Raw genomic sequence first — 26,793 nt, forward strand, 5'->3', positions numbered from 1 at the left:
GGGGAGAAGAACCGTCATGACCAGCGCAGTACCCGGCCGCATCCGCATCGAGCTCCTCGGCCCGTTCACCGTCACCGTCAACGGCCGCCCGGTGGTGCCCACCGCCAGCAAACCGCGCACCGTGCTGGCGCTGCTGAGCGTCCGGCCCGGCCAGGCGGTGCCCGCGCCGGCACTGATCCGCGAGGTGTGGTCCGGCCACCCGCCGGCCAGCGCCGCCGCCACCCTGCAGACCTACATCTTCCAACTGCGCCGAAGACTGAGCGGCGCCGGCCTGTCCGGCCGCCTGATCAGCACCGTGCGCGGCGGCTACCGCCTGGAGGTGCCGCCGGAGGCGTTCGACGTCCACGAGTACCGGTCGCTGGCCGCCCTCGGCGACCGCGCCGCCGCCCTGGGCGCCCACGAGGACGCCGCCCGGCTGCTCCGCGAGGCCCTGCGCCTGTGGCGCGGCCCCGGCGCCCTGCTCGACGTGGAGCGCGGCCCGGCCCTCGAACCGGAGGCCCAGCAACTGGAGTTGAGCCGCTCGGCGCTGACCGGGCGCCGCATCGAGGCCGACCTGGCGATCGGCCGGCACACCGAACTCCTCGGCGAGCTGGCCGCCCTGACCGTCCAGGACCGGACGAACGAATGCCTCTGCGCCCAGCAGATGGTCGCCCTCTACCGCTCCGGCCGCCGCCTCGACGCGCTGAGCGCCTTCCAGCGCCTGCGCGCCGACATGGCCGCCGAACTCTCCGTCGAGCCCGGCCCCGCCCTCCAGGAACTCCACCGCGCCGTCATCGACTCCGTCCCGGCCCTGGACAACTTCACCGTGCCGGTGCAGTTGCTGCCGCGCTGAGCAGCCCCGCACGCTGCCCCGCGCGGCCCGCAGCCGCCTCCGGTGCGCTCAGGCGAAGGCCTCGGCGGAGGCCGCCGGGCGGTGTCCAGGTACCGCTCGGCCATGCCGGTGGCGTACAGGTCGAACGCGGCGAAGCCGGTCAGCGGCACACGGAGGTCGACGAACTCCGCGACCTCCTTCGTCACGGCGGGAACCGTCATCGCGCTCCTCTCGCGGGGGAGGCCGTCCGGAGCGGCAGTCCGGAAGTTCCCGGGCGAACCGCCTCGATTCTTCGCCCGCCCCGAGGACGCCACGCCGCGAACGGCGGGGGAGGGGTCGGAATCACCCGTTCGGGGCAGCGCCGCCCGCCGACCGGCTCCCGGACCGCCGCCCCGACCGGCCCAACTCCCTCCGTTCCGGCCGTACATGACACTCTTACCGGGACACACAGCCCGGCGTCGGCCGGGCCGATCGGCACGAACAGGAACGAGGCAACCGTGCGACTCTCCGACGAACCCGGCGTGGTGGTCGAGGTGACGATCCCCGCCCCGCCGCACCGGGTCTGGGAACTGGTGACGGACATCTCCACCTCCCCCCGCTTCAGCCCGGAACTCCAGCGCACCGAATGGCTCCAGGGCGCGGACCGGCCGGCGGTGGGCGCCCACTTCGCCGGGCACAACGCCCGGCCGGACGGGTACCGGTGGCAGACCGTCAACCGGATCACCGAGTTCACCCCGAACCGGCGCTTCGCCTGGTCGGTGCTGCCGGACGTCGCCACCGTCCAGGGCGACGAATTTGCCTGCTGGCACTACGAGTTGACTCCCGACGGCGCCGGCACCCGGCTGCGCCACGGCATGCGGATCGGCAACCTGCGCACCCCCGTGCACGCCCTCGTCGAAGCGCACCCGGAGCAGGAGGAAGCGATCCTCGACACCCGCCTGGCCAGCCTCCGCAACGGCATCGAGGCGGTCCTGCGGGGCATCGCCGCCGACGCCACCCGCGCCTGACCGACGGTCAGCGGTCCTCGGCGGCCGCGCGAAGGTGGTGGACGACATCGGGGCTCCAGTGCGGAATCTCCGGCCAGTCGCCGTTGTCGTCCTCCACCGGGAGCGACTTGAGGACCGCGGCCAGCCGCGGGGGCAGCCGCGGCGACATCCCCTGCTTGCAGAGGGCGAGTATCTCCGCGCGCACGCTGCGGGACACCAGCGGGCGGTCCGGGGAGGACAACGTCCAGTCCGGCTGCGGGAGTTCGGCCAGCGACTCGGCCTGAAGCCGCCAGAAGTCGGCGTCCTTGGGCTCCCCGCGGGACTGGTGCCAGAACCAGAGGCAGGACGCGGCGAGGTGGCTGCCGCCGCCCGCCGCGAACTCCCACCAGAACCGGGCGCCCTCCTCGTAGCCGGAGAGGTTCAGCAGGACGCCCAGCACCAGGGCCCCGTCCGGGCGTTCGACGTCGCTGTCGACGAGCTTGGCGAGCGAGCCGGCCGCGGCCGGGTTGGCCAGGATCAGCGAGCACAGCATGGCGAGTTCGTGCCGGGCCTGACGGTGCGCCAGGCGCAGCGGCGCGGGGGCCGCGCCCCGGCTGCGCTCCAGCATCACTCTGGCGGCCGCGGATCTTCCGCTCACGGGTTCCTCCGGGTGAGCTTCTCCTTGAGTCGGTTCTCGGCGTGGCGGGCGTTGGAACGCACCGTCACCACCGTCGAGTCAAGGTACTCCGCGACGGTCTCGTCCCGCAGGTCCAACGCGTAGCGGAGGATGATCACATCCTGCTGGCGTTCGGGCAGCGACAGGATCGCCTCGTAGGCGCCGGGCACGTCCGGGGTGAACTCCATGTGCATGCGGTGCATCGCCGTCCGGATCGCCGTCCGCCACTGCCCCTGGTCGTCGTGGTCGCCGTGGTCGTCGCCGCAGGCCGTGGCCGCCGTGCCCGCCCTGGCGATCTCGTCCTTGAGGACCTTCCACGCCGAGGCCGCCGGGGCGGGTTCGCGCAGCAGCATCTGCCAGTCGCCCCACAGCCAGTCGCGCACCGCGTCGACCACCGCGTGGGCCTGCTCGTCGGACAGCCGGCAGGCCCGGGCCGCCGCGAGCCACGCCTGTTCGTGCGTCTCGCAGAACGCGTCGAAGGTCAGTTGGTCGCGTCGCTGCGGTACCGCCAATCCGAACTCCGGGTCCACCGTCACCCCTCCCAGCGGGAGAAACCTCTCCCGCGCCGATCGGATCGCGGGCCCCGCCGCCTCCTCCGTGCCGGACGCCGATGCCCTGACGAGGGGATTGTGCCCCTCTCACACCACCATTTCAGCGTATCGGGATCCCTGTGGTGAAAACGGAACTCTGCGAACATCCGGAGCACAGAAGTGAAAGTCGGACAGCCAGTTGAGGCTCCGTCAGCAACCAGACCCGGTCGGCGTGTCCCGCGGGGGTTGGCCCGGGCCGGTGTGGGAATGCAGGGCGCGGGGCGGGACCAGGGCGGTTGCCGGGCCGGTTCACGGGCGTGATCATATGGGCATGATCCGATGCGTCCCGCCCGAGGCGCGTGCCACGGCAGGCCGACCGGGCGGGGCGGCCGGAGAACGCTCAGCGACCAGGGGGGACGCGCGATGGCGGACGACACCGCTCACCAGATGCCGCAGATCGGCATCAATCTGAACATCCACCAGGCCCACTCGGCCCGGATGTACGACTACTACCTGGGCGGCGTGACGAACTTCCCCGCCGACCGGGAGGCCGCCGGCCGCGCGCTCGACGCCTTCCCCAACGCCCGGTTCGCCGCGCACGCCAACCGGGCCTTCATGCGCCGCGCCACCAGGACCATCGCCGAACTCGGCATCGACCAGTTCCTGGACATCGGCACCGGCATCCCCACCTCGCCGAACCTGCACGAGGTCGCGCAGGGCGTCAACGCCGCGGCGCGGGTGGTCTACGCGGACAACGACCCGATCGTCCTCACCCACGCCGAGGCGCTGCTGGAGGGCACCGCGCAGGGCCGCACCGACTACGTCCAGGGCGACATCCGGGACGCCCGGACCATCCTGGACGCGGCCGCCCGGACGCTGGACCTGGACCGGCCGGTCGCGCTCAGCATGGTCGCGGTGCTGCACTTCGTCGCCGACCGGCCCGAGCAGAACGCCCTGGACGTGGTCGAGGCGTTCACCTCGCAGCTCGCGCCGGGCAGTTACCTCGTCATCACGCACTTCACCGCGGACTTCGACCCCGAGGCCACCGCCCGGATGGAGAACGTCTACCGCAGCTCCGGCACCGACCTCCAGGCCCGCACCCGCGAGGAGGTCGGCACGCTCTTCCAGGGCTGGCGCCTGCTCGACCCGGGCGTCGTCGCCAGCCCCCGGTGGAACCCCGGCGCCGAGGACGCGCCGGTCACCGACGTGCAGGCCGGCTGCTACGGCGGTGTCGCCCGACTCGGCTGACCGGACGCGGCCTTCGGCGTCGGAAGGCGGCAGGGGCCGACGGGTCGTCGACCCCTGCCGGGCTGCGCTACCTGGTCCGGAAACGCCGGAACAGGTTCCGCGCCACGTACACCCCGGGGCCGCCGAAGCCGACCAGGTCGACGCGCCCGTCACCGGTGATGTCGGCGACGAAACGGGGGTGGCGGTCGACCCGCCAGGCGCCCGCGTCGTTGTTGTGGCCGAACCCGCGGCACACCAACTGGGCCTGCTCGAACCGGCCCTGGCCGAGGCCGTGGGACACCCAGACGCCTTCGTCGCCGAACGCGACGATGTCCGGGGCACCGTCGCCGGTGACGTCGGCGAGGAACCGCAGGTGCTTCTTGGGCGTCCAGCCCTGGGCGGTCCCGTAGTCGTTCAGGACGAGCTGCGCGGGGGCGAACGTGCCGTCGCCGCGCCCGCGGGAGACGGCGACGCCCTGCGGGCCGAAGCCGACGACGTCCACCGGGCCGTCGGGGGCGGTCCTGATCAGGAACCGGGGGTGCTCGGCGGCCGAGTCCCACCCTTGGGCGGTGCCGAACTCGCCGAGCACCAGGGCCGGTTCGCCGAACGTCCCGTCCTCGGCCTGGAGCGAGACCCAGACGCCGTCGTCGTGGCAGCCGACCACGTCGAGCCGCCCGTCGCCGGTGGTGTCGGCCAGGAACCGCGGGTGCCGGTCGAGCAGCCAGCCGCCGGCCTCCTCGCCCTGGCCGAACGCGCGCAGCGCGGGCTCCTCGCCGAGCTCGGCGAACGTCCCGTCCTCGGCCTGGCGGGAGACCCAGACGCCGTCGTCGTGGCAGCCGACCACGTCGAGCCGCCCGTCGCCGGTGGTGTCGGCCAGGAACCGCGGGTGCCGGTCGACCAGCCAGCCGCCCGCGGTCTTGTGGTGGCCGAACGCCCTGACCACCAACTCGCCCGCCGGGAACGCCCCGTCCTTGCCCCGGGCGGCCACCCGGACACCGTCGCCGGCGAGCACGACGACCTCGGGCGTGCCGTCGCCCGTGACGTCCGCCAGGGTCCACAGGTCCTCGGCGACGAGCGTGCTCGCGGGCTTGTGCAGGACCTGCTCGTCCTCCTCGAAGGTGCCGTCGCCCCGGCCGGCGGACGTCACCGCCCCCTTCACGGGCCGCAGGCCCACGAGGTCGTGGCGGCCCTTGCCGGTGGTGTCGGCGAGGAAGCGGGCGCCCACGCCGGCCCACCAACCCGGCTGCCCGGCAACGCGGTTGACGCCCTTGGGCTCCCACTCGCCGGCCGCCTTGTCGGTCCCGAACCGTTCGAGGACCAGCAGCATGTCGCTGAACGAGGGCGCCGCGCCCGGCGCCGGCCGCAGCGCGGTCGAGCGGACCAGCGGCCAGGACCGGCGGCCGTTCCAGTGGTCCCGGTGCGCGAACCGCAGCACCGGGTCGCCGGTGCGCTCGGGCTCGGCCGTGACGAACCGCCAGCGCTGGCTCTTCGAACTGTCGTCGTACTCGCGCAGGACGACCGGGGTGCCGTCCTCGGCGGGCTCGCCGAGGTCCAGGACGGCGCCGTCGGTGGCGCACTCGATGAAGTAGAGGCCCACCTCGCCCTCGATCGGGACGACGTGCCACTGCTGGCCCTTCCGGCCGGCGGCGGCCGCCGCCTGGCGCAGCGCACGGTCCTTGCCGGCGGGATCGTCGAACACCTTGCCGCCGGCCGCGCCGCGGATCACGTAGGCCTGGTCGTCCGGTTCGAACCCGCCCTTCACGATCGTGATGGGGGCCAACTGCCACTGCGCCGGGTCCGGTCCGTCCTCGGGGACGTCGCGGACGACGAGCGGCCCGTCCGTGTTCGCCGCCGCCTTCGGGCCCAGGGTCTTCCCCGTGGCGGCGTTGACGATCTCCAGTTTCAGTTCTTCCGTGGGCACGGGCATCGTGCTGCCTCTTCCGGACGGTGCGGGCGGGCTCGGGACGGGGTGCTGCGGGCGTCGGCCGCGGCTCAGGTGAAGACGTGGTGGTACGGGACGTTCCACTCGCTGGGCAGCCGCGGGTAGAAGGTGTTGATGATCGTCCCGGTGAAGTCGCCGCCCCAGTTGTACGTCAGCCGCACCTCGGCGTCGGCCGTCACCGCGCTGTCCTTGAACCCGAGGATGGCGTCGGGGTGGGTGATCGGCACGAAGGTGATGCCGCCCCACGGCGTCACGGTGACCACCCACAGCTGGGAGTCCTCGGGCGCGCCGTTGCGGCCGCGCCACTTCTCGCCGACCTTGTCGGGCAGGCCCAGCTGGACGGTGTCGGCGGTCGCCGCCTTCGGCGCGTCCTGGTGGACGCTGATCCGCCGGCGCAGCGGCTTCGGCAGGCCGTCGTCGCCCCGCCCGGCGGCGGTGCCGGCCGGGTCGACGGGCTTGGGCGTCACCTGGCCGGCGGCGCTCTCCAGGAAGTACAGCGGCCGCTGCCCGAAGAAGCCGCCCGGGGTGATGTACCAGAGGTGGCCCTTCGCCTCCTTGGTGTCCGGGTCGAGCGCGGTGGCCAGCTTGACGCCCTTGTCGTGGACCGACTCCTTCAGGTCGACGGGCCGCAGGTAGCCGCCGTTGAAGGCGTGGACGAGCATGACCGGCCGGTTCTCGAGCAGCGCGGCCACGATGGCGTTGTCATAGCTGTTCACCGCCACCGGGCCGCCGACCACCAAATTCGCCATTGCGGTGCGTTCTTGGGTGTACATCGCGGAAACCTCACCTGTTCTGGGTGTGGAGAACAATGCTCCGGGCACTCGGTCCAGTGGTCTACCACACGGCGCCGCCGGAATTCCAACCGGATTTGCCGGAAGCGAATGGATGACCGAGACGGATTTCCCCGGTCGCGGAAACGTTCGAGACGAGGGCTCCGGGCATACCTGATCCGCCCCAATTCGAGGCTGCTGCCGGGCAGTTGTCGCCCGATCGGGTGTTGCGGCCGGAGGAGCCCGGCGGTGCTGCGGGGCGCGTGATAACTTCGCTTGCCGGAACGTGCGAAGAATTCCGTTTCCATTTCGCCGAACGCGCTTCGACCAGATCATTCGAGGACAGGAAATGCCTTCCAACGCGTACAACCTGGATCGGGCCAAGCGTCGGCCACTGACGAAGAAGAACCTGCGGGAACTGGGAATTGCGCAGGCCTGGCAGGCCGTTCTGGACCACCCCGGCCTGGTCTACGTCGACGACTACGGCGTGAAGCACCGGCCGGTCGGGTTCTCCATGAACAAGTCGAGCTTCGGCGCCTTCCCCGGGTCCGCGTACGAGCTGGGCTGGCTCGCCTACATGAACCTCGGCGAGCCGCTGATCGAGGAGCGGCGCGACATCCAGCAGCCGCCGCCCGACATGTTCTCCTCGCGCAGCTACGTCAACCGCAGCCTGACGGCCGACATGGACTTCACCGACCAGGTCGAGTTCACGGTGTCGAACGAGATCACCTGGACGCTCCAGGGCGAGTCCCAGCTCACCTTCGGCGGCAGCGTCAGCGCCGAGCTCCAGCTCCAGTTGCAGAGCCAGCTCCAACTGGACCTCCAGACCCAGCTCGGGGCGGAGCTCGGGACGGAGATCCAGAACCAGCTCCAGAACGACCTGGAGAACAAGCTCAGCAACCTCGTGACCAACGAGAACAGCAAGGACGACATCGGCGTCGACGTCGCCAACGGCAACGAGAACACCGTGACGAACTCGACGACCAACGGCATGACCAACTCCGCCTCGAACAGCGTGCAGACCTCGGTGACGAACTCGGTGGCGTTCTCGACCACCGGCAGCGCCACCGGCACCGCCGAGCTCAACGCCCAGCTGATGCTGGGCATCATGGGCTCCGTCGGCGGCACCCTCACCACCAGCTGGATGTCCAACTCGCAGATCTCCGGCAAGGTCCCGCCCGGCTCCCGGGTGGAGACCCTGGTCAGCCAGCGGCGGACCCGCAAGCAGTACACCTACGAGATCCCGGTGACCTTCTCCGGGCTGCTCGCCGTGCTGTACGACGAGCCGGTGGCGGTCCTCTCGCCCCCGCAGCCCGGGACGTACCCCGGCCTCGCCAAGCTGGTCGCCCGCGACATCGCCGACCTCGACCTGGTGCCGGACGGCTTCCGGATGAAGGGGCTGGCCGAGGTGGTCTCCGCCCTGGAGGTCGACCACACGATGTTCGACGGCGAGAGCCTGACGGACCGTGAACAGAGCCTGTACAAGCAGCCGTGACCGGGCCCACCGGGCGCCGCCACGACCACGACCAGAGGTGACAGACCATGGTGTTCGGCAACATCTTCGGATCCGCGGGCAAGGGCGCGGGGCTCTTCTCGGTGAACAGCGGCGGGACCAAGCCGCAGCCGGGGGCGGACGTCGACTTCGAGGACGCCGACGACTACACCTACGACGACACGACCACGAGCCTGTTCACCAGCGGGATCCACGGGGCCAACGACCGGGCGAAGATCGTGCAGGAGCAGTCGCCCGAGGCCCGGGCCGTCCTCGGCTTCCTCGGGTCCTTCGTCCGGACCACCCAGGAGTCGGCCGGCACCCAGGCCGCGTACGCCGCAGACCCCGGCTCGGTGTCCACGGCGGCGGCGGACGGCATGAAGTCGTCGAGCCCGACCGTGACGGACTACAGCGGGCTCCAGAAGGACGCGGACCTGGAGACCAGGCCGAGCAGGAGCGACTTCGACCAGCCCCCCAAGGCGTCCAAGCCGTCCGCCGACGAGCCGAAGGCGTCCAAGCCGTCCGCGGAGAAGCCGACCGCCGACAAGCCGACCGCCGACAAGCCGTCAAATCCCAAGTAGCACCGGGGTGTTCGAGGGGCCGGGGGCGAGTGCCCCCGGCCCCTCCTGTGCCCCCCGTTCGTCACCCGGGGCGCACGGGGTGATCACGCGGGGAGCAACTGCCACTGCCGCAGGCGGTGGTCGCCGTCCGCCGTGCGCTGCCTGATCGCCGCCGGGGCGGGGGCGTCGGCGCGCAGCAGCAGGCCGCTGTTGCGGTTGGCGATCTCGTACACCCGCGGGCTGTCGGCCGGGGAGCCCACCGGGATCAGCCGCCACTGCTGGTGGTGGGCGTCGGCGCCCTGGTACGTGCGCTGTGCGATCAGTGCCCCGGCGGCGTCCTCCGCTCCGGCGACCTCGAGGACCTTGCCGCTGCGCACGTTCTCCAGCGTGTACAGCACGTCGCCGCTCTCCTGGCCGACCACGAGCAGCCGCCACCGCTGGTGCTCCCGAGGGGCGACGGGGGACTGGTGGATCTCGGCGCCGTCGTGGTAGGACTCGCGCAGCACGCCCATCCGCAGGTTGCTGCGGACGTTGGCCCAGGAGGCCACGGTGCCGGACTCGGGCAGGCCGGTCAGCATCGGCGAGGCGATCCTGCGGACGCGGTTGTTGACGTGGTCGGCGATGTAGAGGGTGTCGACGCAGTCCACCGCGAGTGCCGTCGGGTTGCTCAGCTGCGCCGCGCTCGCGGGGCCGCCGTCGCCGCTGAAGCCCGCACCCTTGGTGCCGGCGACCGTGGTGATCGTTCCGTCGCCGGCGATCCTCCGGACCCGGTGGTTGTTGTAGTCGGAGAGGAGGACCTCCCCGGCGCTGTTCACCACCACCCCGAGGGGGGCGCTCAGTTGGGCCTTGTCCGCCGGGCCGCCGTCGCCGCTGAAGCCCGCCGTGCCGGTGCCGGCGACGGTGCTCATCCTCCCGTCGGCGGTGATCTTCCGGATCCGGTTGTTGCCGGCGTCGGCGATGTACAGATTGCCCGCGCCGTCCAGGGCCAGCCCGCGCGGGCCGTTCAGCTGGGCCTTGTCCGCCGGGCCGCCGTCGCCGCCGGAGCCCGCCGTGCCGGTGCCGGCGACGGTGCTGATCCGGCCGTCGGCGGTGATCTTCCGGATCCGGTGGCCGCTGAAGTCGGAGATGTACAGGACCCCGGCGCTGTCCACCGCCACCGCCAACGGGTAGTTCAGCTGGGCCGAGACCGCCGGACCGTTGTTGCCGACGAAACCGCCGGTGCCGGTGCCGGCGATCGTGGTGATCCTCCCGTCGGCGGTGATCTTCCGGAGGCGGTGGTTGCCGGCGTCGGCGATGTAGAGGTTCCCCGCGCCGTCCACCGCCAGCCCGCGGGGCTGGCTCAGCTGGGCCTTGTCCGCCGGGCCGTTGTTGCCGGCGAAACCCGCGACCCCGGTGCCGGCGACGGTGGTGATCCGGCCGTCGGTGGTGACCTTCCGGACCCGCTGGTTGTTGTAGTCGGCGATGAAGAGGGTGCCCGTGCCGTCCACCGCCACTCCCAGCGGGCGGTTCAACTGGGCCGTGGCGGCGGGCTCGTTCTCGCCCTTGAACCCTCCCGGCCCGTCGTTCCCCGCCACGGTGCTGATCGCAGGATCGGACTGCTCCTGGGCAGTGCTCATCGTCGTCCCTTCGCCGTTCGCCCCACCGTCCGCTGCGGACGGTTATCGGATGATTCCAGGAAGTCACAGGGGTGTCGGGTTGGCAAGATCACTTCCGGGTGGTTCGCGGTGGCGGGAGTTGACGACACGTCAGGCGGGGTACGTCACACCGGGATCAGCTGCCACTGCCGGTTGCGGTGGTCGCCGTCCGCCCGGTGCTGCTCGACGGCGGTCGGGACGGTGGCCTCGACCCGCAGCAGCAGGCCGCTGTTGCGGTTGGCGATCTCGTACACCCGCGGGCTGTCGGTCGGCGAGCCCACCGGGATCAGCCGCCACTGCTGGTGGTGGGCGTCGGCGCCCGCGGGGGCGCGCTGGGCGATCACCGTCCCCTGCACCGCCAGTGCCTCGGGGACTTCGAGGACCTTGCCGCTGCGGACGTTCTCGATGGTGTAGTGGACGTTTCCGTTGTCCTGGTCCGCCACGACCAGCCGCCAACGCTGGTACTCGCGGCGGGTGGTGGGGGACTGGTGGACCTCGGCGCCGTCCCTGGTGGACTCGCGCCGGACGCCCAGCCACAGCCTGCTGCGGACGTTCGCCCAGGCGACCACCATTCCGGACTCGGGCAGCGCGGCCGTCAGCGCCGACGGGATCCGGCGGATGCGGTGGTTGCCGGCATCGGCGATGTACAGGGCGTCGACGCAGTCCAGGGCCAGCCCGCACGGGCCGTTCAATCGGGCCTGGCCCGCCGGGCCGCCGTCGCCGTCGAAGCCCGCGGTGCCGGTGCCGGCGATCGTGCTGATCGTGCCGTCGGCCGCGACCTTCCGGATCCGGTGGTTGCCGCTGTCGGCGATGCAGAGGGCGCCGGTGCTGTCCACCACCAGCCCCAGGGGAAGGTCCAGGCGGGCCTGGTCCGCCGGGCCGCCGTCGCCGTCGAAGCCCGCGGTGCCCGTGCCGGCGACGGTGCTGATCGTGCCGTCGGCCGAGACCTTCCGGACCCGGTGGTTGTCGGCGTCGGCGATGTAGGCGTCGCCCGCGCCGTCGACCGCCACCCCGGACGGACGGTTCAGGCGGGCCTGGTCCGCCGGGCCGCCGTCGCCGTCGAAGCCGGGGGCGCCCGTGCCGGCGATCGTGGTGATCCTCCCGTCGGCCGCGACCTTCCGGACCCGGTGGTTGCCGCTGTCGGCGATGTAGAGGGTGCCCGCGCCGTCCACGGCCACCCCGAACGGGTGGTTCAGCAGGGCGGAGGCGGCGGGGCCATTGTCGCCGTCGAAGCCGGGGGTGCCGGTGCCGGCGATCGTGGTGATCCTCCCGTCGGTGGTGATCTTCCGGATCCGGTGGTTGCCGCTGTCGGCGATGTAGAGGGTGCCCGCGCCGTCCACGGCCACCTCGCGCGGAGAGTTCAGCCGGGCCGAGGCGGCCGGGCCGCCGTCGCCCCCGAAGCCGGCGGTCCCGTCCCCCGCGATCGTGGTGATCCTCCCGTCGGTGGTGACCTTCCGGATCCGGTGGTTGCCGCTGTCGGCGGCGCAGACGGTGCCGTTGCGGTCCACCGCGATCCCGTACGGGTGGTTCAACTCGGCGGAAAGGGCAGGCCCGTTGTCCCCGTCGAACCCCGCGACTCCGGCCCCCGCGACCGTGCTGATCGGAGCGTCGGACCGCTCCTGGGCGCTGCTCATCGTCATCCCTTCGCCGCGCACCGGCCGCCTGCTGCGGACGGTTGCCCATCAACTCCAGAAAGTCACAGGAATGTTGACGCTGGCAAGATCACTTGCGGGTGCTTCGCCGTGACGCGTGTTGACGAAATCCTGAGCGGGGCGGGGCGCCGCCGGACCGGGACCCGCCGAACCCGCCGCCGGGCGGCCGATATTCCGTCGACGGATCGTCGGGCGTCCGGCAGACTGCGCGCGATGACTGAGCGAACCGACACGCCTCCCGCCTGGGACGAGCGCACGCAGCTGACCACCTTCCTCGACTACGCCCGGGCCACCGCGCAGGCCAAGTGCGAGGGGATCTCCGCGGAGGACGCCCGGCGGTCCCCGTTGCCCGGCTCGCCGCTGATGACGGTGTGCGGGCTGATCAGCCACCTGCGGTGGGTGGAGAACTGGTGGCTGGAGGTGGTGTTCCTCGGGGCGGAGCAGACCGGGCCGCTGGTGGACGCCACCGAGGAGGACCCGGACCCGGAGATGCGTACGGCGGTCGACGTGCCGCTGGCGCAGCTGCTCGCCGAGTACGAGGAACAGAGCGTCCGCTACCGGAAGTTGGTCGCCGACCACGCGCTGGACGCGAAGGCCGTCCGCCCGATGCGCGGCGGGCAGCACATGGACCTGCGGTGGATCCTGCTGCACCTGATCGAGGAGACCTCCCGGCACAACGGCCACCTCGACATCGTGCGTGAACTGCTGGACGGACGCACGGGCGTGTAGCGCGGCGCGCGGGCCGCGGCGTGCCATGCTCCTCCCATGGCCGATGGCGCAGAACTGGCAGTGCCCGGAGCGGGCTTGGACGAGGGCGCGGGCGCCGGCGCGGCGTCCCCGTCCGGTCGTCGCCCGCGCCGGCGGCCGATTCCTGTGCAGGCGGACGGGACGGGCCCGGAGGTGGCCGTCCAGCAGGTGCTGGACGGCCTGCCGGGGTCGGCGGCGTTCCTGGTGCCGGAGTTCGGGCCGGACGGGGCGGTGGCCGACTTCCGGTTCGCGGCCGCGTCGCCGGACGCGGCCGATCTGCTGTCCCGCCGGGGGCGCGAACTCGTCGGCCTGCGCGTGCTGGAGACGTATCCGGCCGTGGCCGGCAGCGAGGTGTGGGACGGCTGCGTGACGGCGCTGGCCACCGGCGGCCGGTACGAGGGGGTGTACGAGGGGACGCTGCGGCCGTCCCGGTTCGCGGTGCGGGCCTCGGCGTCCGGGGGCGGGCTGACGGTGTCCTGGGCCCGGCTGGACAGCGGGGAGCGGCACCGGCGGCGGCTGGCGACCATTCAGCGGCTCGGCCAACTCGGCTGGGCCGACTGGGACTTGATGCAGAACGTGATCACCTGGTCGGAGCCCGTCCAGGCGATTCTCGGCCGGGCGAAGGCAGCGGGCCCGCTGGCGCTGGAGGAGCTGTCCCGGTGCGCGGTCGCCGAGGACGCCCCCGCGCTGGCCGAGGCGGTGCGGCGCCTGCTCGGGGCCGGTGAGCCCGTCGACCGGACGTTCCGGATCGCCGCGCCGGACGGGCAGCTGCGGCACGTGCGGTTCGTCGCGGAGAGCGAGCGGAACCGGCACGGCGCGCCCGTGGAGGTGCACGGCTTCCTCCAGGACCGCACCGCCGCCGAGCGGGCCGCGCAGCAACTGCTCGAACACGAGCGGACGGCACTGGCCCAGCGCAGCCAGCTGGCCGCCGAACGCGCGCTCGCCGCGGCCCTCCAGCACGCCCTGCTGCCACAGCCCGAGCAGTCGCTCCGGCTCGCCGGCCTGACCGTGGACGTCGCCCACCAGCCGCTGGAGGGGGGCATCGGCGTCGGCGGCGACTGGTACAGCGCGATCGAACTCCCGGACGGCAGTGCGCTGCTGGTGATCGGCGACGTGGCCGGCCACGGGCTCGGCGCAGTCGCCACGATGACTCAACTGCGGTTCACCGCCAAGGGAATGGCGATCACCGGCACCCCGCTGCCGACCATCCTGGCCCGCCTGAACGCGCTGCTGCTGCACACCTCGGAACGCGGGTTCGGCACCGCGACCATGATCATGGCCCGCTACGACCCGGCCGCGTCCCGGCTGACCTGGGTCCAGGCAGGCCACCTGCCGCCGCTGCTGCTGCGCGGCGGCGAGCCCCGCTACCTGCCCGCCCCCGACGGCATCCTGCTCGGTGCGACCACCGCCCCCGACTACGCGCAGTCCAGCCTGCGGCTGCTGCCCGGCGACCACCTGCTGCTCTACACCGACGGACTGGTCGAGTCCCCCGGCGAGACCCTGGACAGGGGCCTGGACCGGCTCGCCCGGGTCGCCACCGGGTGCGTCGGCCTGGACCGCTTCCTGGACGGCGTGCAGGACGCCCTGGTCACCCCGCGCCCGCGCCGCGACGACATCTGCGTGCTGCACATCAGCCGTTGACCCGGCGGGCCCGCGGAACCGGACGGAGGCCCGGCGGGCGGGGCGTCAGCCGACGTCGGCTCCGTCTGCCGTCCAGGGGCGGAGCTTCTCCGGGTTGCGCACGCCCCAGATGTGGGTGATCAGGCCGTCGACGATCCGGAACGCGAACACCGTGACGGTGACGCCGTCCTGCTGGGCGATCAGGCCCGGCTGGCCGTTGACGGTGCGCTCCAGGAAGGTCGTCCCGGGCACGAAGCGGGCCGTGTCGAGGTAGGCGCGGACGATGTTCTCCCGGCCGGTGAGCGGCTTCAGCAGGGCGCCGACCAGGCCGCCGCCGTCGGCGATCACCGTGGCGTCCGGGTCGAGCAGGTCCATCAGCGACCTGACGTCCTTCGACTCCCAGGCCCGCTTGAAGTCCCGCACGACGCCCGCCTGGGCGCCGGTCGGCGTGGCCGGCGCCGGCGAGGCCCGGATGCGGCGGCGGGCCGAGGCCGCCAACTGGCGGCAGGCCGCGGCGGATCGGCCGAGGACCTCGGCGACCTCGGCGAACGGGTACTGGAACACGTCGTGCAGCACGAACGCGACCCGCTCCGCCGGCGTCATCGACTCCAGCACCACCAGGAACGCCATGTGCACCGACTCGTCCAGGGTGATCCGGTCCGCCGGGTCGGCCGTCGCCCCGCCGTCCCCCTCCCGGTGCGCGGGCAGCGGCTCCGGAATCCACTCGCCGACGTAGCGCTCCCGGCGCGCCCGCGCGGAGCCCAGCAGATTCAGGCAGATCCGCCCGGCCACCGTCGTCAGCCACCCGCCGGGCGACTCGATCGCGGCCCGCTGCCGCTCGGACTGCGCGTACCAGCGGGCGTACGTCTCCTGCACGACGTCCTCGGCGTCGGCCAGCGAACCGAGCAGCCGGTACGCCAGGTTGGTCAGCCGGCGTCGCTCGCCCATGATCGCGTCGGCCGGCTCGTCGTCGTGGGTCCCGTTCACGCTGTCGCGCACGCGTCCGTCTCCTTGTCGAGGGGTTCTCCCACCAGTACGACCGGACAGGGCGCCGGAATGTGACGTCGCGACGCCGCCTCACATTCCGGGCCGCCGTCCGGTCGTAGTGGGCAGGAAGAAGACGAACGGAGAATCCGATGACCGACTTTCAGGCGATCGCCGACCGCGTCGAGATCCAGGCGCTGCAGGCCGAGTTCACCGATGCGGCGATGATGCGGGACCGGGCCCGCGTCGCCGCGCTGTTCACCGCGGACGGGGTGCTGCGGATGCCCAACATCCCGATCGAGCTCACCGGCCCCGAGGAGATCCGGCTCGGCGGCGAGAAGCTCCAGGAGGAGTGGGAGTTCTTCGTGCAGAACACTCACCCCGGCGCGATCGTGATCGACGGCGACACCGCCACCGGCCGCGCCCACATGCACGAGATCGCCCGCCTGCGGAACGGCTTTCAGGGCCTCAACTACGCCATCTACCACGACCGTTACCGGCGCACCGCGGACGGCTGGCGGTTCACCGAGCGGGTCTACGAAATCCGCTACCTGGACGCCGGCCCGCTCGGCGGCTCCGCACCCGAGCAGGCCGAGCGGGACGGGCTGGCCGAGCGGGACGGGCTGGCCGAGCGGGACGGGCTGGCTGAGCGGGCCGGGCAGGCCGAGGAGCCCGCGGCCCGGTACGCCGAGCCGGCCTCCGCGCAGCGCCTGGAACGGGCCGCCGACGCGCTCGCCGCCCGCGGCTTCGGCGTGGAGATCCTGGCGGACGCCGAAGCCGCCCGGGCCCGGGTCCGGGAACTGGTCGCCGAGGACGCGAGCGTGTACACCACGGCCAGCGAGACGCTGCGGCTGTCCGGCATCGACGACGACCTCAACAGCGACCGGTACCCGGGCGCCGTCAAGCCCCAGGTGCTGATCATGGACCGGGAGCACGAGGCCGACGAGATCCGGCGCCTGCTCGCCACCCCCGACGTGGTGATCGGCAGCGTCGCCGCCGTCACCGAGACCGGCTCCCTGCTGGTCGCCTCCGGCAGCGGCAGCCAACTGCCCGCCTACACCGGCGGCGCCGCCCGGGCGATCTGGATCGTCGGAGCGCAGAAGGTCGTCCCCGACCTGCCCGCCGCGCTGCGCCGCCTGGAGGAGCACGCCCTCCCGCTGGAGAGCGCCCGCACCGAGGCCGCCTACGGCGTGCCCAGCGCCGTCAACCAGTTGGTGGTGTTCAACGCGCCGACCCGGTTCACCCAGGGCATCGTGCTGCTGCTCCGGGAGGCCGCCGGGTACTGAGCCGCTCCGACGGCGCCTCAGGGGCGGCGGGTGGCCAGCAGGGTGGCGAGGTCCGGGGCGAGCCGGACCTCGGTGGTCAGCAGCGACGGATGGTCGTACCAGACGGCGCGGCCGGTGTCCGGGCGGCCCCGGTAGGTCGGCGGCCAGGCGGTGAGGGGCGTCAGATCGTCGACCACCAGGGTGCCGCCCGGGGTCAGCAGGACGTCCGGGTCGGCGGGCGGGGACTGCTTGCCGTTGCCGCCGCCGTCCAGCACCAGCAGGTCGAACGGGCCGTGCGCGCCGATGGCCGTCCAGTCGCCGTGCACGATCTCCAGATCGGCGACATCGGCGAACAACTCCCGTACGGCCGCGACCCGTTCGGCCTCCCGCTCGACACTCACCACCCGCACCCCCGGCCGCCGCCCGGCCAACAGCCAGCCCAGGCCGACGCCGCAACCGGTGCCGGTCTCACCGATCCGGCCGGCGGCGCCGGCGGCCAGTGCCTGGAGCAGCCGGCCGTGCTCCGGGCGGCAGGACCGGTCGAAGCCGAGACGGTCGGCCAACTCGACGGCGCGGAGCACCAGTTCGGGGAAGGCGGCGGGTTCGGGGTGCGACACGGGATCAGCCTCGGGTGAGGGGTGTCAGCCGGCGCGGCGCAGCAGGATGCCGCGACTGCCGGGGGCGTCCGGGCGGCAGGCGGCGCTGCGCGGCACCGCGAGATCGATCTCCTCGACCAGCAGCCAGCCCTGCTGCGCCGACAGCCACGGCCGCAGGCGGCCGTCCAGGGCGGACGGGGCGAGTGCGACGAACAGCAGGTCGGTGCGCAGGTTGTGCAGCAACTCCAGGTCCTGGCCCGCCTTCAGGGCCTCGATCAGCAGCACCGCGCCGAAACGACGGCGCACCGGGGGCGGGGTGGCCAGGTCGGCCGCGCTCAGGCGCAGGCGGGCGCGGCGGCCGAACGCCGAGAGCAGGCGCTGACGCAGGGCCGGGTCCGGCTCGGCGGCGTGCACGGTGTAGCCGGCCTTCAGTAGCCGACCGGTCAACGCGCCGTCGCGGGCCCCGAGTTCGGCCAGCGCGCCACTGCCGGGCGGGCGGTGCCGGGCCACCCAGGCGGCCGTCGCATCGAGCCGGTCGGCCTCGTAGCGGGCGCCGTCGGCGTCGGATGCCGCCAGAGTGTCGGTCACGGACATGTCCCGTCGCAGATTCGAGGGTGCGGGCCGGAATCGACCCTATCGACCGCCTTCGTTCGTGGTCCATACCACAGAGAGGGAAAGTTTACCGTTCACGGTCAATTCAAGGGAAGTGGCGCGGAGGAAACATGGGGGTGGGGGTGGAGAAACGCTTGGGGTTGATGGTGCGTCAGGGAAGGGGGCACCCGGCTGCGCCGGGGCGGGAGGGGGAGAGGGATGGGATGTGGCACGGAGGAAACATGGGGGTGGAGGTGGGGGAACGCTTGGGGTTGATGGGGCGTCAGGGTCTCGGGGGACGTCCGGTCGCTCGTGTTGCGGGGAACGCCGAAGGCCCCGAGTCCGGGTGGGTGCCCGGGCTTGGGGCCCTTGGGTGTGGTGGGGTCGGATGGGGTCAGGCGGGGTCGGAGAATTCGGTGAAGTCGGGGAGGTCGGAGAGGTCCGCGTCGAAGTCGTCGTCGTAGCGGTCGTCGCGTTCGGCGCGCTCCTCCCCGGGCTCGCGGCGGGCCGGGGCGACCCGGCCGAGCATCAGGGCGGAGTTCGCGGCGGCCGAGCTGCCGTCGGAGATCACGCCGTCGGCGGGGTTCTCGCCGTTCTCGCCGCCCGCGCCGCCGTTGCCGAGCGGGCCGCCGGTGCGGCGCTGCGCGCCGCGGATGCCGCTGCCGCCGACGGGGCCGTAGCTGCCGCCGCCGGCCATGTGCATGCCGCCGCCCATCATGCCCATCGGGGGGCGGCCGGCCAGGCCCTGGGTGGTGGTGCCGGTGGGGCCGCCGGAGCCGGCCCCGGCGCCGCCGACGCCGGCCGCACCGTCGTGGCGATCGCCCTCGAGGCTGGTGCCCAGGCGCATGCTGCCGTCCTTGGAGCTGCTGCCGGGCACCGCGAGTCGGGTGGCGAAGCCGACCGGACCGGCGCTGCCGGAGGATTCCGAGGGGCTGCCGCCGTGGCCCGCCCCGCCGCCGCCGCCGCTGTGGCCGCCGGGCGCGGAGCTGAAGCCCTTCAGGTTCGGTTCCTTCAGGCCCAGCGTGTCGACCCCGTTGCCGCCGCTGCCGCCGCGCGAGAGCGAGCTGCCGACCGGGCCCAGCTTGGGCATCAGCGCGGCGAACGCGGCCATCCCGGCGTCGGAGGAGCCGCCGGCCGCGCCGATCCGCGGCGTGCCGGCCGAGGCGAGGCCGGTGCCGGGCGAGAGGTTCGGGCTGAGCGGGTTCGCCACCATGGAGGCGATGCCGTTCAGCGACATCCGGTTGCTGTCCTCGTTCTCGTTGAGGTTGCCTGCCAGCTTGTCCATCTTGCCGGCGGTGTCCCGGAACGAGCCCAGGATGCGCTTGAGCACGTCCTCGACGATGGTCTGCACGATCTTCTCGGCGACCTGGATCGCCAACTTGCCGAACGGGTCGCCGCCTTCGCCCATCTTCAGGCCCGACGCGATCCGCTTGAAGTCCATGCCGTGCGACTCGATGTCGTCCGCGCCGCGGCGCAGATCGGCCGCGCAGGAGGCGAGTTGTTCGAGATTGATGGTGAAGCCCTGGCCGTTGGAGCTGTTGGCCGGGGTCGGCGCGATCTGCTGCGCCGTCTTCACGATCATGTCCTCGATCGGCTGGAGCAGCGTGTTGCCGAGGCGGCTGACCGCCTGGGACAGCAGCTGGTTCATCAGTTCGCGGCCGAGCCGCAGGACTGCCGCGGAGCTCCACGGGCCGGTCGAGGAGGCGGCCGCGAAGCTCGCCTGGATGGACGCCAGTTGAACGATGGAAGCGGTCTTCGCGCCCTCGACCACCAGGGCCGCGGCGCGCAGGACCTTGGCGATCGTCTGGCAGGCCTCGACGATCACCTTGGAGTACTTGGTGATGGTGCTCCACAGTTCCGCCAGCCGATCGGCCGAGGTGCCCTGGTACACCTCGTGGAGCATCGTCAGTGCTCTGTCGGCCGTCATCTGGGCGGAGTCCAAAGCGCCGGAGAACTTCTCCAACTGGTCTGCCAGCCGGTTCAGTTCGTCTTCATTGGCACCGGGGAACCGTACGCCCAGTAGGCCTACGATGGCGTTGAGCCCCGGTGGTAGTTGGATTGCCATGGCCGCCCCCAGCTGCTGCCCGCGGTAAGTCCCTGATAGCGCATTGCGACGATACACATACCGCACGCCGCCGACCACCTGCCAAACCCGAGTGTTACCCGCGTTGTCGACCGACCGCGACCTCATTACGGTGTGCGCATGGCATGGGGATCATGGTGGCGCGGACGGCCCAAGTCCGTTTCCGGCGGCACCGCAAGAGAAGCTGAACGACCGTCCGCGCAGGCCGTGTTGGGTGCAGTGGCAGACGAACTGTCGGCGCTGCACGGCGAGCCGTGGCGGGTCGAGGAGGCGGACGGGCTCGAAGTCCGCGGGCCCGGGGCCCTCGCGGTCCGGATCGGAGAACCGCACAGGACGCGTGCGGAGCATCTGGATCTGGTGTTCCTGGTCGACCGGGACCGCCCCGAGACCGCCGTCACGGACTGCGTCAACAGGACCCGCGGCGGCGAGGACTACCCGTTGCGCCGCGGCATCGAGCTGTGGGCGGCCACCACCGCCGTGTCGCTGATCGAACTCGTCGCCCACAACGGCCGGTTCGCCGGCCACCTCGACCCGCACGACCCGGACGGCATGCCCGGCTGGCACGCCATCCACGGGGGAACGGTCGGCTGGGGCGTCGGCGAGCGCCACCACGTCGTCCAGGACTGGCTGTTGCGCAACCCGCTGCTGCCCGCCCTCGCCCCCGCGCTCGGCGGCGACCTCGGCCGGGACCAGCTCGTCGGCGTCAAGGTGGTCTTCGGCAGCCGCGACGGCATGGACACCGCGGACGTCCGGGTGGGCGGGGAGGAGCACGCTGCCGCGTCCGCGGCGCTCGCCGCCCTCGACTGGCCGCGGTTCGCCGAGGACGAGCCCGGGGAGTCCTACGCCCGCACGTTCATCCTGCTGGTGCACCGCGAGGGCGATCGTCGAGGCGCCCCGACGGTCGGGCGGAGTTGACGAACCGTCAGCCCGGGTAGTGCCAAGTGCCTTCCGGTGCCGAGTAGTTCGGCAGCCAGGCGGCCAGCACCTGGGCGGATGGATAGAACATCGGCTCGGGGAGCGCGTCCACCGGGAGGCGCTCCCAGCCGGCGCACGCGTGCGGCTCGGTGACCAGCGCCTCGGCCAGGCTCGGCGGGGCCAGCACCGCGGCCGTCACCCGGGTGCGGCCCAACTCGTGGTCGAGCAGCACCGCCAGCACCCGCATCTCCTCGGCGGGCAGCACGATGCCGGTCTCCTCGGCCAACTCCCGGGCCGCGGCCTGCTCGAACGACTCGCCGGGGTGGTCGACCTTGCCGCCCGGCAGGCTCCAGGTCGGCGGTTCGCCGGCGGTGGTGCGCCGGCCGATCAGCACCCGGCCGTCCCCGGTCGGCACGATCACGCCCGCGCCGACCAGCGGCGGCACGGAGTGCGGGCCGACCGGGAGTCGAGCGTCCGTCACCACTTGCCCTTCTGGTAGTCCTTCAGGAAGCAACCGTACAGGTCCTCGCCCAACTCGCCGCGGACGATCGGGTCGTACACCCGCGCCGCGCCGTCCACCAGGTCGAGCGGGGCGTGGAAGCCCTCCTCGTGCAGGCGCATCTTGTCCGGGTGCGGGCGCTCGTCGGTGATCCAGCCGGTGTCGACGGCGGTCATCAGAATGCCGTCGGTGTCGAACATCTCCTGCGCGCTGGTGCGGGTCAGCATGTTCAGCGCGGCCTTCGCCATGTTGGTGTGCGGGTGGCCGGCGCCCTTGTAGCCGCGGTCGAACACGCCCTCCATCGCGGACACGTTCACCACGTACTTGCGGCGCGCCTTGGACGCGGCCAGCGCCGGGCGCAGCCGGCTGATCAGGATGAACGGGGCGGTGGAGTTGCAGAGCTGCACCTCCAGCAGCTCGATCGGGCCGACCTCGGAGACCGTCTGCACCCAGCTGTTGGTGTCCGCCAGGTCCGGCACCAGGCCGCCGGCGTCGATCGCGGTGCCCGCCGCGATCCGCTCCGGCGAGGCCGAGCCCGTCACCAGCGCCAGCGAGGTGACCTCCTCGGCGCTCACCGCCGGCTGCTCGCCCCGGCTCTGCCCGGGCAGTGCCGGCACGTCCACCGCGCCCGAACCGAACCGGCCGATCACCGTGGACGCGGGCAGCACCCCGGCGGGCAGCGGCGCCGACTCGGCGGCGATCAGCTCCCGGTAGGCGCCGGGGGAGCGGCGCACGGTCTGCGCGGCGTTGTTGATCAGGATGTCCAGCGGGCCGTCCGCGGCGACCTCGTCGGCCAGCGCCATCACCTGCGCCGGGTCGCGCAGGTCGATGCCGACCACCTTCAGGCGGTGGATCCACTCGGCGCTGTCCGGCATCGCCGAGAAGCGGCGGATCGCGTCGTTCGGGAAGCGGGTGGTGATGGTGGTGTGCGCACCGTCACGCAGCAGGCACAGCGCGATGTACATGCCGATCTTGGCGCGTCCGCCGGTCAGCAGCGCGCGCTTGCCGGTCAGGTCGGCCCGGGCGTTCCGGCGGGAACGGCTGAGCGCGGCGCAGTTGCGGCACAGCTGGTGGTAGAACGCGTCCACCTCGGTGTACCGCTGCTTGCACATGTAGCAGGAGCGGGCGCGCTCCAGGATGCCCGCCAGCTCGGTGGTGGTCTCCGTGGTGAGGCCGAACACACCCGCCGTCTCGTCGTCGATCCGGCCCGGCGCACCGGTCGCCGTCCGGGACGTCACCGCGCGGTCGTTGGCGGTCTTGCGGGCCCGGGTCTCCTGGCGGCGGCGCTGCTTGAGGGTGCGGAAGATCCCGCCGACCGCCATCCGGATCCGGATCGCGTCGGGGTGGTCCACGTGGATCTCGTCCAGCTCGGCGATCACGCTCAGGCACAGCTCAAGGCGGTCCGGGTCGATGCCCTTGCCGTAGTCGATGTCGTCCTCGACCGGGGTGCTGCCCGGCTCGGTCTGCGCGTTCGTCACTGCGGATGCTTCCTCAATCTCCCCATCGGTACCGGCGAACTCTACGTGAGCAGGCCCGACCTGGGCGAAGCCTGTGACCTGCCGCACAGGCCGTCGCAGGTCAACGCCCGCCCAGCAGCCAGGCGATGGCCGACAAGGTGGCCATCGACAGCACCGTCGACACCAGCACCGAGGACCGTGCCAACGCCGGCGCCGCCCCGTACAGCCGCGCGTACACGTACACGTTCTGCGCGGTCGGCAGCGCCGACAGCAGCACCACCGCCAGCAGCTGCGGGCCCGGCAGGTGCAGCAGCAGCGCACCCACCGCCAGTGCGGCCAGCGGCTGGACAGCGGTCTTCAGCAGCACCGTGACGGCCAGCTCGGCCCGGTCCGGGCGCCGCGCCGCCGCACCGGGCGGGGTGTGCAGCGACAGGCCGAGGGTGACCAGCGCGGTGGGGACGGCCGCGCCGCCCAGCAGGTCCAGTGAGTGCGCGAGCGGGCCGGGCAGGTGCCAGCCGGCCGCCGAGAACACCGCGCCGAGCCCCGCGCCGAGGATCACCGGGTTGCGCAGCGGCAGCAGCGCCAGGCGGCGCAGCCGATCGACCGGTCGGGCGGCCGAGCCGGTGGCCGTGTCCAGCACGGCCAGCATGACCGGGGTCACCAGCAGCACCTGGAACAGCAGCACCGGCGCGACGAAGGACGCGTCGCCGAGCACCTGCGCGGCCACCGGGATGCCGAGGTTGCCCGAGTTCACGTAGCCCGCCGCCATCACCGCCACGGTGCGGGCGGCGGGCTCGCGCGGGAAGAACCGGCGGCCCGCGAGCAGGCCCAGCAGCGAGGCGACGACCGTCCCGGCGACGAACGCCAGCATCGACGTGTTGGCGAACCCCGCCAGATCGGTGCGCGCCACCACCGTGAACAGGGCGGCCGGCATCGCCACGTGGAACACGAACCGGCCGAGCACCGCCTCGGCGTCCCCGCCCAGCAGCCCGGTCCGCCCGGCCAGCCAGCCGACCGCCGTCAGCACCCAGATCGGCGCGAACGCCGCCACCAACGCCTCCACCCCGACCTCCCGCCGCAGTCAACCAGGCGTGCCCGAACGGTCGTTCGCCGGGGTCTCGGGTGGCCCCCGTCACAGGCGGGCGGCGGACGGGCGGCGGGCGGGCGATGGGCGAGGGTGGCCCGGGCCACAGGCGGTCGGGGATCCGGGTGGTCCGGGCCACAGCGGCGCGGCGCGGCGGGTGGCCTGGACCACAGGCAGGCAGGGGGCGTTGGCGGCGGTGCCGGTGGCCCCGGTCACAGGGCGGGCGCGGCCGGTGGCGGGGCGGCTGCGGTGGGTGTCCGGGGTGGGAGCCGGGTCACAGCGGACGGGCGGTGGTCGGGGTCACAGGGCGGGTCGGGCCGTCGCGGTCCGACGGCGCCGACGCGGTGGCCCGGAGGCCTTGGCAGGACTGGGCGCGGGCCCAAATTCCGTGGCCCCGGGCGGGGTTGGCGGTTCCTGTGAGCGGCCTGTGAGCCTGCTCATAAGCGGCTGGGAATTTCGGCCTCGAAGGGCTGCCAATTCCCTTGTCGCGCAAGGGGAGCAGGCCGGTCGGCAGGCCCGGGACGTCCCATTTCGGGGTGTTTGCAGCCGGGTTGGGCGCTCAGGCAATGTCGTGGTTGTGCCCCGAGCCGTTCCGATGCTCACGGGGCTTCACGACGCAGCAGGCCGCGAGAACGAGTGCGGCGCAGCGTCCCCGGTGAGCACGAGCCGCCGGGCCGGCCGTCCCGGGCCGAGGAACCCCGCAGTACCGCGGAGTTCCGCCATGTCCAGCCCGGGTGCGGCGTGACCTGGAACACGACTCTCGGAGGTACTCGACATGCGACGCATCAAGACCAATCTGGGCCGACTGCCGCAGATCCGCCAGATCCGGATGGGCCACCACCGGATGCCCGACGCCTTCCTCGGCGTGGGCCTGGCCGGCGCCATCGCCGTCGGCGCCCTGCTGCCGATGAGCCAGGCGATCGCCTCCCCGGCGTCCGCCCGCGCCGAGACCGCCGCGGTCGCCACCGACGGCCAGAACGCCGAGCAGCAGCCGCAGGACCAGCAGCAGCAGCCGCAGGACCAGCCGCAGCCGCAGGACCAGCCGCAGCAGGACCAGCAGCCCGCCGAGCAGCCCCAGCCCGAGCAGCAGCCGCAGGACCCGCAGCCGCAGCCCGAGCCGGCGCCCGCCCCGGCCCCGGCCCCGGCCCCGGCTCCTGCGCCCGCCCCGGCCCCCGCCAAGCCGACCTACGCGAATAACCTGGACGGCTGGATCGCCGAGGCCCGTGACGTGCTGGCCGCCGCCGGCAAGCCCGTCCCGTCCGCGAAGGCGATGCGCGCCGCGGCGATCGCCGAGTCCTCCGGCAACCCGAACGCGATCAACAACTGGGACATCAACGCCAAGAACGGCACCCCGTCCATCGGCCTGACCCAGATGATCCAGCCGACCTTCCGCGCCTACGCGCTGCCCGGTCACACCGACATCCGGAACCCCGTCGACAACCTGATCGCCAGCTCGCGCTACTGCGACGCCCGCTACGGCTCCATGGACAACATGGCCGCCGCCCGTGGCTACGGCTCCAACTGGCGCGGCTACTAAATCGCCCCATCTGCCGCCCGGCCCCCCTGTGGATCCTCCACCGGGGGGCCGCGGCACGTCCGGGCCCGGTCCGGGGGTGCGGAAACCCGTAATCGGGCTGGGTGGGAAACCGCGTACCGCCGCTGAGCTGCGGATTCCAGGATGAGTGACGACCCCGGGCGGACGGCCCGGGACGTGCCCACCGTGAGGAGACCCCGGCCATGCAGCTCATTTCCCTGGCGACCGAGCAGGTGCCCACCGGCGGCGTCGCCGGCTGGGCGGCCGACCTCGTCGACACCCTCGGCGGGCCCGGCGCCGGCCTCGCCATCGCCCTGGAGAACCTGTTCCCACCGCTGCCCAGCGAGGTGATCCTCCCGCTCACCGGCTTCGCGGCCGGCCGCGGCACTCTCAGCCTGCTCTCCGCCCTCGGCTGGACCACCGCCGGCTCGGTGGCCGGCGCGCTCGCCCTCTACCTCCTCGGCGCGGTGTTCGGCCGCGACCGGATGCGCGCGATCTGGGCCCGACTCCCCCTGGTCAAGGTCTCCGACCTGGACCGCACCGAGGCCTGGTTCGCCCGGCACGGCACCAAGGCGGTGCTGCTCGGCCGGATGGTGCCGATCTTCCGCAGCCTGATCTCCGTCCCCGCCGGCGTCGAACGCATGCCACTGCCCCGCTTCACCGCCCTCACCGCCGTCGGCAGCCTCGCCTGGAACACCGTGCTGATCATGGCCGGCTACCTCCTCGGCGACCGCTGGGACATGGTCGAGGGCTACGTCGGCATCTTCTCGAAGATCGTCCTGGTCCTCGCCCTCATCGCCATCGCCGCCTACCTCGGCCTGCGCCTGCGCGGCCGCGACGCCCGACACCGCCGCGCCCGCTGAATGGCCGGCCGCCGGGCCTGCGACGGGCGCCGGCTCCGGCGCGGTGGGGCGGTCACGGCAGGTCGGGCGGACGTCCGGGCCGGGCCGAGGCGCCCGCTGAACGGCCGGCCGCCGGGCCTCCGGCGGGTGCCGGCTCCGGCGCGGTGGGGTGATCGCGGCAGGTCGGGCGGATGGCAGCGCCGGGGCGACGGTGACGGGCGGCAGCGTGGCGCTCGCGGGCAGTCGCCGGTGTCCGGTCCGGTCGCCGACGCGCGGAGGCCGTTCGGGGGCGTCGGTTCCACGGCTCCCGGTCGGGG

General features: G+C 73.0%; 24 protein-coding genes. 11 read left to right on the forward strand and 13 right to left on the reverse strand.

What is annotated here, in order from left to right; genetic code table 11:
- Window positions 1–16 precede the first annotated feature (16 nt).
- Together ACIQF6_RS32785 and ACIQF6_RS32790 are read left to right on the forward strand one after the other, a co-directional pair.
- Window positions 17–832: a BTAD domain-containing putative transcriptional regulator gene (locus tag ACIQF6_RS32785; RefSeq protein WP_400901633.1), complete on the forward strand. Its 816-nt coding sequence runs from the start codon at window positions 17–19 to the stop codon at window positions 830–832.
- Window positions 833–1,308: 476 nt separating this feature from the next.
- A complete protein-coding gene (locus tag ACIQF6_RS32790; RefSeq protein WP_400901635.1) occupies window positions 1,309–1,818 on the forward strand; it encodes an SRPBCC family protein in 510 nt (169 codons plus the stop codon).
- 7 nt (window positions 1,819–1,825) lie between these two features.
- Here ACIQF6_RS32790 and ACIQF6_RS32795 read toward each other — a convergent pair whose 3' ends face one another.
- Window positions 1,826–2,434, reverse strand: coding sequence for a hypothetical protein (locus tag ACIQF6_RS32795; protein WP_400901637.1), 609 nt, complete (start codon window positions 2,432–2,434; stop codon window positions 1,826–1,828).
- Complete coding sequence (locus ACIQF6_RS32800) at window positions 2,431–2,982, reverse strand: RNA polymerase sigma factor (RefSeq protein ID WP_400901639.1); 552 nt, start codon at window positions 2,980–2,982, stop codon at window positions 2,431–2,433. Before ACIQF6_RS32800 ends, ACIQF6_RS32795 begins: the two co-directional genes overlap by 4 nt.
- A gap of 423 nt (window positions 2,983–3,405) precedes the next feature.
- Here ACIQF6_RS32800 and ACIQF6_RS32805 point away from each other — a divergent pair, with 423 nt between their 5' ends.
- Window positions 3,406–4,230, forward strand: a complete 825-nt coding sequence (locus ACIQF6_RS32805) for an SAM-dependent methyltransferase (RefSeq protein WP_400901641.1) — start codon at window positions 3,406–3,408, stop codon at window positions 4,228–4,230.
- Between the two features lie 67 nt (window positions 4,231–4,297).
- Here the strand turns inward: ACIQF6_RS32805 and ACIQF6_RS32810 are convergent, their stop codons facing one another.
- Entirely contained in the window at window positions 4,298–6,136 is a 1,839-nt protein-coding gene (locus ACIQF6_RS32810; RefSeq protein ID WP_400901643.1) for an FG-GAP-like repeat-containing protein, read from the reverse strand.
- Between the two features lie 65 nt (window positions 6,137–6,201).
- The gene (locus ACIQF6_RS32815; RefSeq protein ID WP_400901645.1) at window positions 6,202–6,924 is read right to left on the reverse strand and encodes a hypothetical protein; all 723 of its coding nucleotides are present in this window, start codon (window positions 6,922–6,924) and stop codon (window positions 6,202–6,204) included.
- A gap of 346 nt (window positions 6,925–7,270) precedes the next feature.
- On the opposite strand from ACIQF6_RS32815, the gene ACIQF6_RS32820 reads away from it, so the two are divergent.
- Together ACIQF6_RS32820 and ACIQF6_RS32825 are read left to right on the forward strand one after the other, a co-directional pair.
- Window positions 7,271–8,416: a hypothetical protein gene (locus tag ACIQF6_RS32820; RefSeq protein WP_400901647.1), complete on the forward strand. Its 1,146-nt coding sequence runs from the start codon at window positions 7,271–7,273 to the stop codon at window positions 8,414–8,416.
- Window positions 8,417–8,463: 47 nt separating this feature from the next.
- A complete protein-coding gene (locus tag ACIQF6_RS32825; protein WP_400901649.1) occupies window positions 8,464–8,994 on the forward strand; it encodes a hypothetical protein in 531 nt (176 codons plus the stop codon).
- An 83-nt stretch (window positions 8,995–9,077) separates the two neighbouring features.
- Here the strand turns inward: ACIQF6_RS32825 and ACIQF6_RS32830 are convergent, their stop codons facing one another.
- Together ACIQF6_RS32830 and ACIQF6_RS32835 are read right to left on the reverse strand one after the other, a co-directional pair.
- Window positions 9,078–10,589: an RICIN domain-containing protein gene (locus tag ACIQF6_RS32830; protein WP_400901651.1), complete on the reverse strand. Its 1,512-nt coding sequence runs from the start codon at window positions 10,587–10,589 to the stop codon at window positions 9,078–9,080.
- A gap of 143 nt (window positions 10,590–10,732) precedes the next feature.
- Window positions 10,733–12,241, reverse strand: coding sequence for an RICIN domain-containing protein (locus ACIQF6_RS32835; protein WP_400901653.1), 1,509 nt, complete (start codon window positions 12,239–12,241; stop codon window positions 10,733–10,735).
- A 231-nt stretch (window positions 12,242–12,472) separates the two neighbouring features.
- Here ACIQF6_RS32835 and ACIQF6_RS32840 point away from each other — a divergent pair, with 231 nt between their 5' ends.
- Entirely contained in the window at window positions 12,473–12,988 is a 516-nt protein-coding gene (locus ACIQF6_RS32840) for a DinB family protein (RefSeq protein WP_400901655.1), read from the forward strand.
- A gap of 36 nt (window positions 12,989–13,024) precedes the next feature.
- Window positions 13,025–14,647, forward strand: coding sequence for a PP2C family protein-serine/threonine phosphatase (locus tag ACIQF6_RS32845; RefSeq protein ID WP_400901657.1), 1,623 nt, complete (start codon window positions 13,025–13,027; stop codon window positions 14,645–14,647).
- A 45-nt stretch (window positions 14,648–14,692) separates the two neighbouring features.
- Here ACIQF6_RS32845 and sigJ read toward each other — a convergent pair whose 3' ends face one another.
- Window positions 14,693–15,574, reverse strand: a complete 882-nt coding sequence (gene sigJ, locus ACIQF6_RS32850) for an RNA polymerase sigma factor SigJ (protein ID WP_400901748.1) — start codon at window positions 15,572–15,574, stop codon at window positions 14,693–14,695.
- Window positions 15,575–15,762: 188 nt separating this feature from the next.
- Here sigJ and ACIQF6_RS32855 point away from each other — a divergent pair, with 188 nt between their 5' ends.
- Window positions 15,763–16,896, forward strand: a complete 1,134-nt coding sequence (locus ACIQF6_RS32855; RefSeq protein ID WP_400901659.1) for an LUD domain-containing protein — start codon at window positions 15,763–15,765, stop codon at window positions 16,894–16,896.
- 17 nt (window positions 16,897–16,913) lie between these two features.
- Here the strand turns inward: ACIQF6_RS32855 and ACIQF6_RS32860 are convergent, their stop codons facing one another.
- The 3 genes from ACIQF6_RS32860 to ACIQF6_RS32870 all read right to left on the reverse strand — a co-directional run bounded on the left by ACIQF6_RS32860 (window position 16,914) and on the right by ACIQF6_RS32870 (window position 19,989).
- The gene (locus tag ACIQF6_RS32860) at window positions 16,914–17,492 is read right to left on the reverse strand and encodes an O-methyltransferase (protein WP_400901661.1); all 579 of its coding nucleotides are present in this window, start codon (window positions 17,490–17,492) and stop codon (window positions 16,914–16,916) included.
- Between the two features lie 24 nt (window positions 17,493–17,516).
- Window positions 17,517–18,059, reverse strand: a complete 543-nt coding sequence (locus ACIQF6_RS32865; RefSeq protein WP_400901663.1) for a hypothetical protein — start codon at window positions 18,057–18,059, stop codon at window positions 17,517–17,519.
- 397 nt (window positions 18,060–18,456) lie between these two features.
- Window positions 18,457–19,989: a hypothetical protein gene (locus ACIQF6_RS32870; protein ID WP_400901665.1), complete on the reverse strand. Its 1,533-nt coding sequence runs from the start codon at window positions 19,987–19,989 to the stop codon at window positions 18,457–18,459.
- Window positions 19,990–20,364: 375 nt separating this feature from the next.
- Here ACIQF6_RS32870 and ACIQF6_RS32875 point away from each other — a divergent pair, with 375 nt between their 5' ends.
- On the forward strand, window positions 20,365–21,060 hold the full coding sequence (locus tag ACIQF6_RS32875) for a DUF6348 family protein (RefSeq protein ID WP_400901667.1): 696 nt from the start codon (window positions 20,365–20,367) through the stop codon (window positions 21,058–21,060).
- 7 nt (window positions 21,061–21,067) lie between these two features.
- Here the strand turns inward: ACIQF6_RS32875 and ACIQF6_RS32880 are convergent, their stop codons facing one another.
- The 3 genes from ACIQF6_RS32880 to ACIQF6_RS32890 form a co-directional block, all read right to left on the reverse strand.
- Window positions 21,068–21,541, reverse strand: coding sequence for an NUDIX hydrolase (locus ACIQF6_RS32880; RefSeq protein WP_400901668.1), 474 nt, complete (start codon window positions 21,539–21,541; stop codon window positions 21,068–21,070).
- The gene (locus tag ACIQF6_RS32885) at window positions 21,538–23,037 is read right to left on the reverse strand and encodes an SDR family NAD(P)-dependent oxidoreductase (RefSeq protein ID WP_400901670.1); all 1,500 of its coding nucleotides are present in this window, start codon (window positions 23,035–23,037) and stop codon (window positions 21,538–21,540) included. Before ACIQF6_RS32885 ends, ACIQF6_RS32880 begins: the two co-directional genes overlap by 4 nt.
- Window positions 23,038–23,137: 100 nt before the next feature.
- On the reverse strand, window positions 23,138–24,079 hold the full coding sequence (locus ACIQF6_RS32890) for an AEC family transporter (protein WP_400901672.1): 942 nt from the start codon (window positions 24,077–24,079) through the stop codon (window positions 23,138–23,140).
- Window positions 24,080–24,875: 796 nt separating this feature from the next.
- On the opposite strand from ACIQF6_RS32890, the gene ACIQF6_RS32895 reads away from it, so the two are divergent.
- Together ACIQF6_RS32895 and ACIQF6_RS32900 are read left to right on the forward strand one after the other, a co-directional pair.
- Window positions 24,876–25,637, forward strand: a complete 762-nt coding sequence (locus tag ACIQF6_RS32895; RefSeq protein WP_400901674.1) for a transglycosylase SLT domain-containing protein — start codon at window positions 24,876–24,878, stop codon at window positions 25,635–25,637.
- A gap of 200 nt (window positions 25,638–25,837) precedes the next feature.
- Window positions 25,838–26,497, forward strand: a complete 660-nt coding sequence (locus ACIQF6_RS32900; protein WP_400901676.1) for a DedA family protein — start codon at window positions 25,838–25,840, stop codon at window positions 26,495–26,497.
- The last annotated feature ends 296 nt before the right edge of the window (window positions 26,498–26,793 follow it).

Source organism: Kitasatospora sp. NPDC092948 (assembly GCF_044754805.1).
GTDB lineage: Bacteria > Actinomycetota > Actinomycetes > Streptomycetales > Streptomycetaceae > Kitasatospora.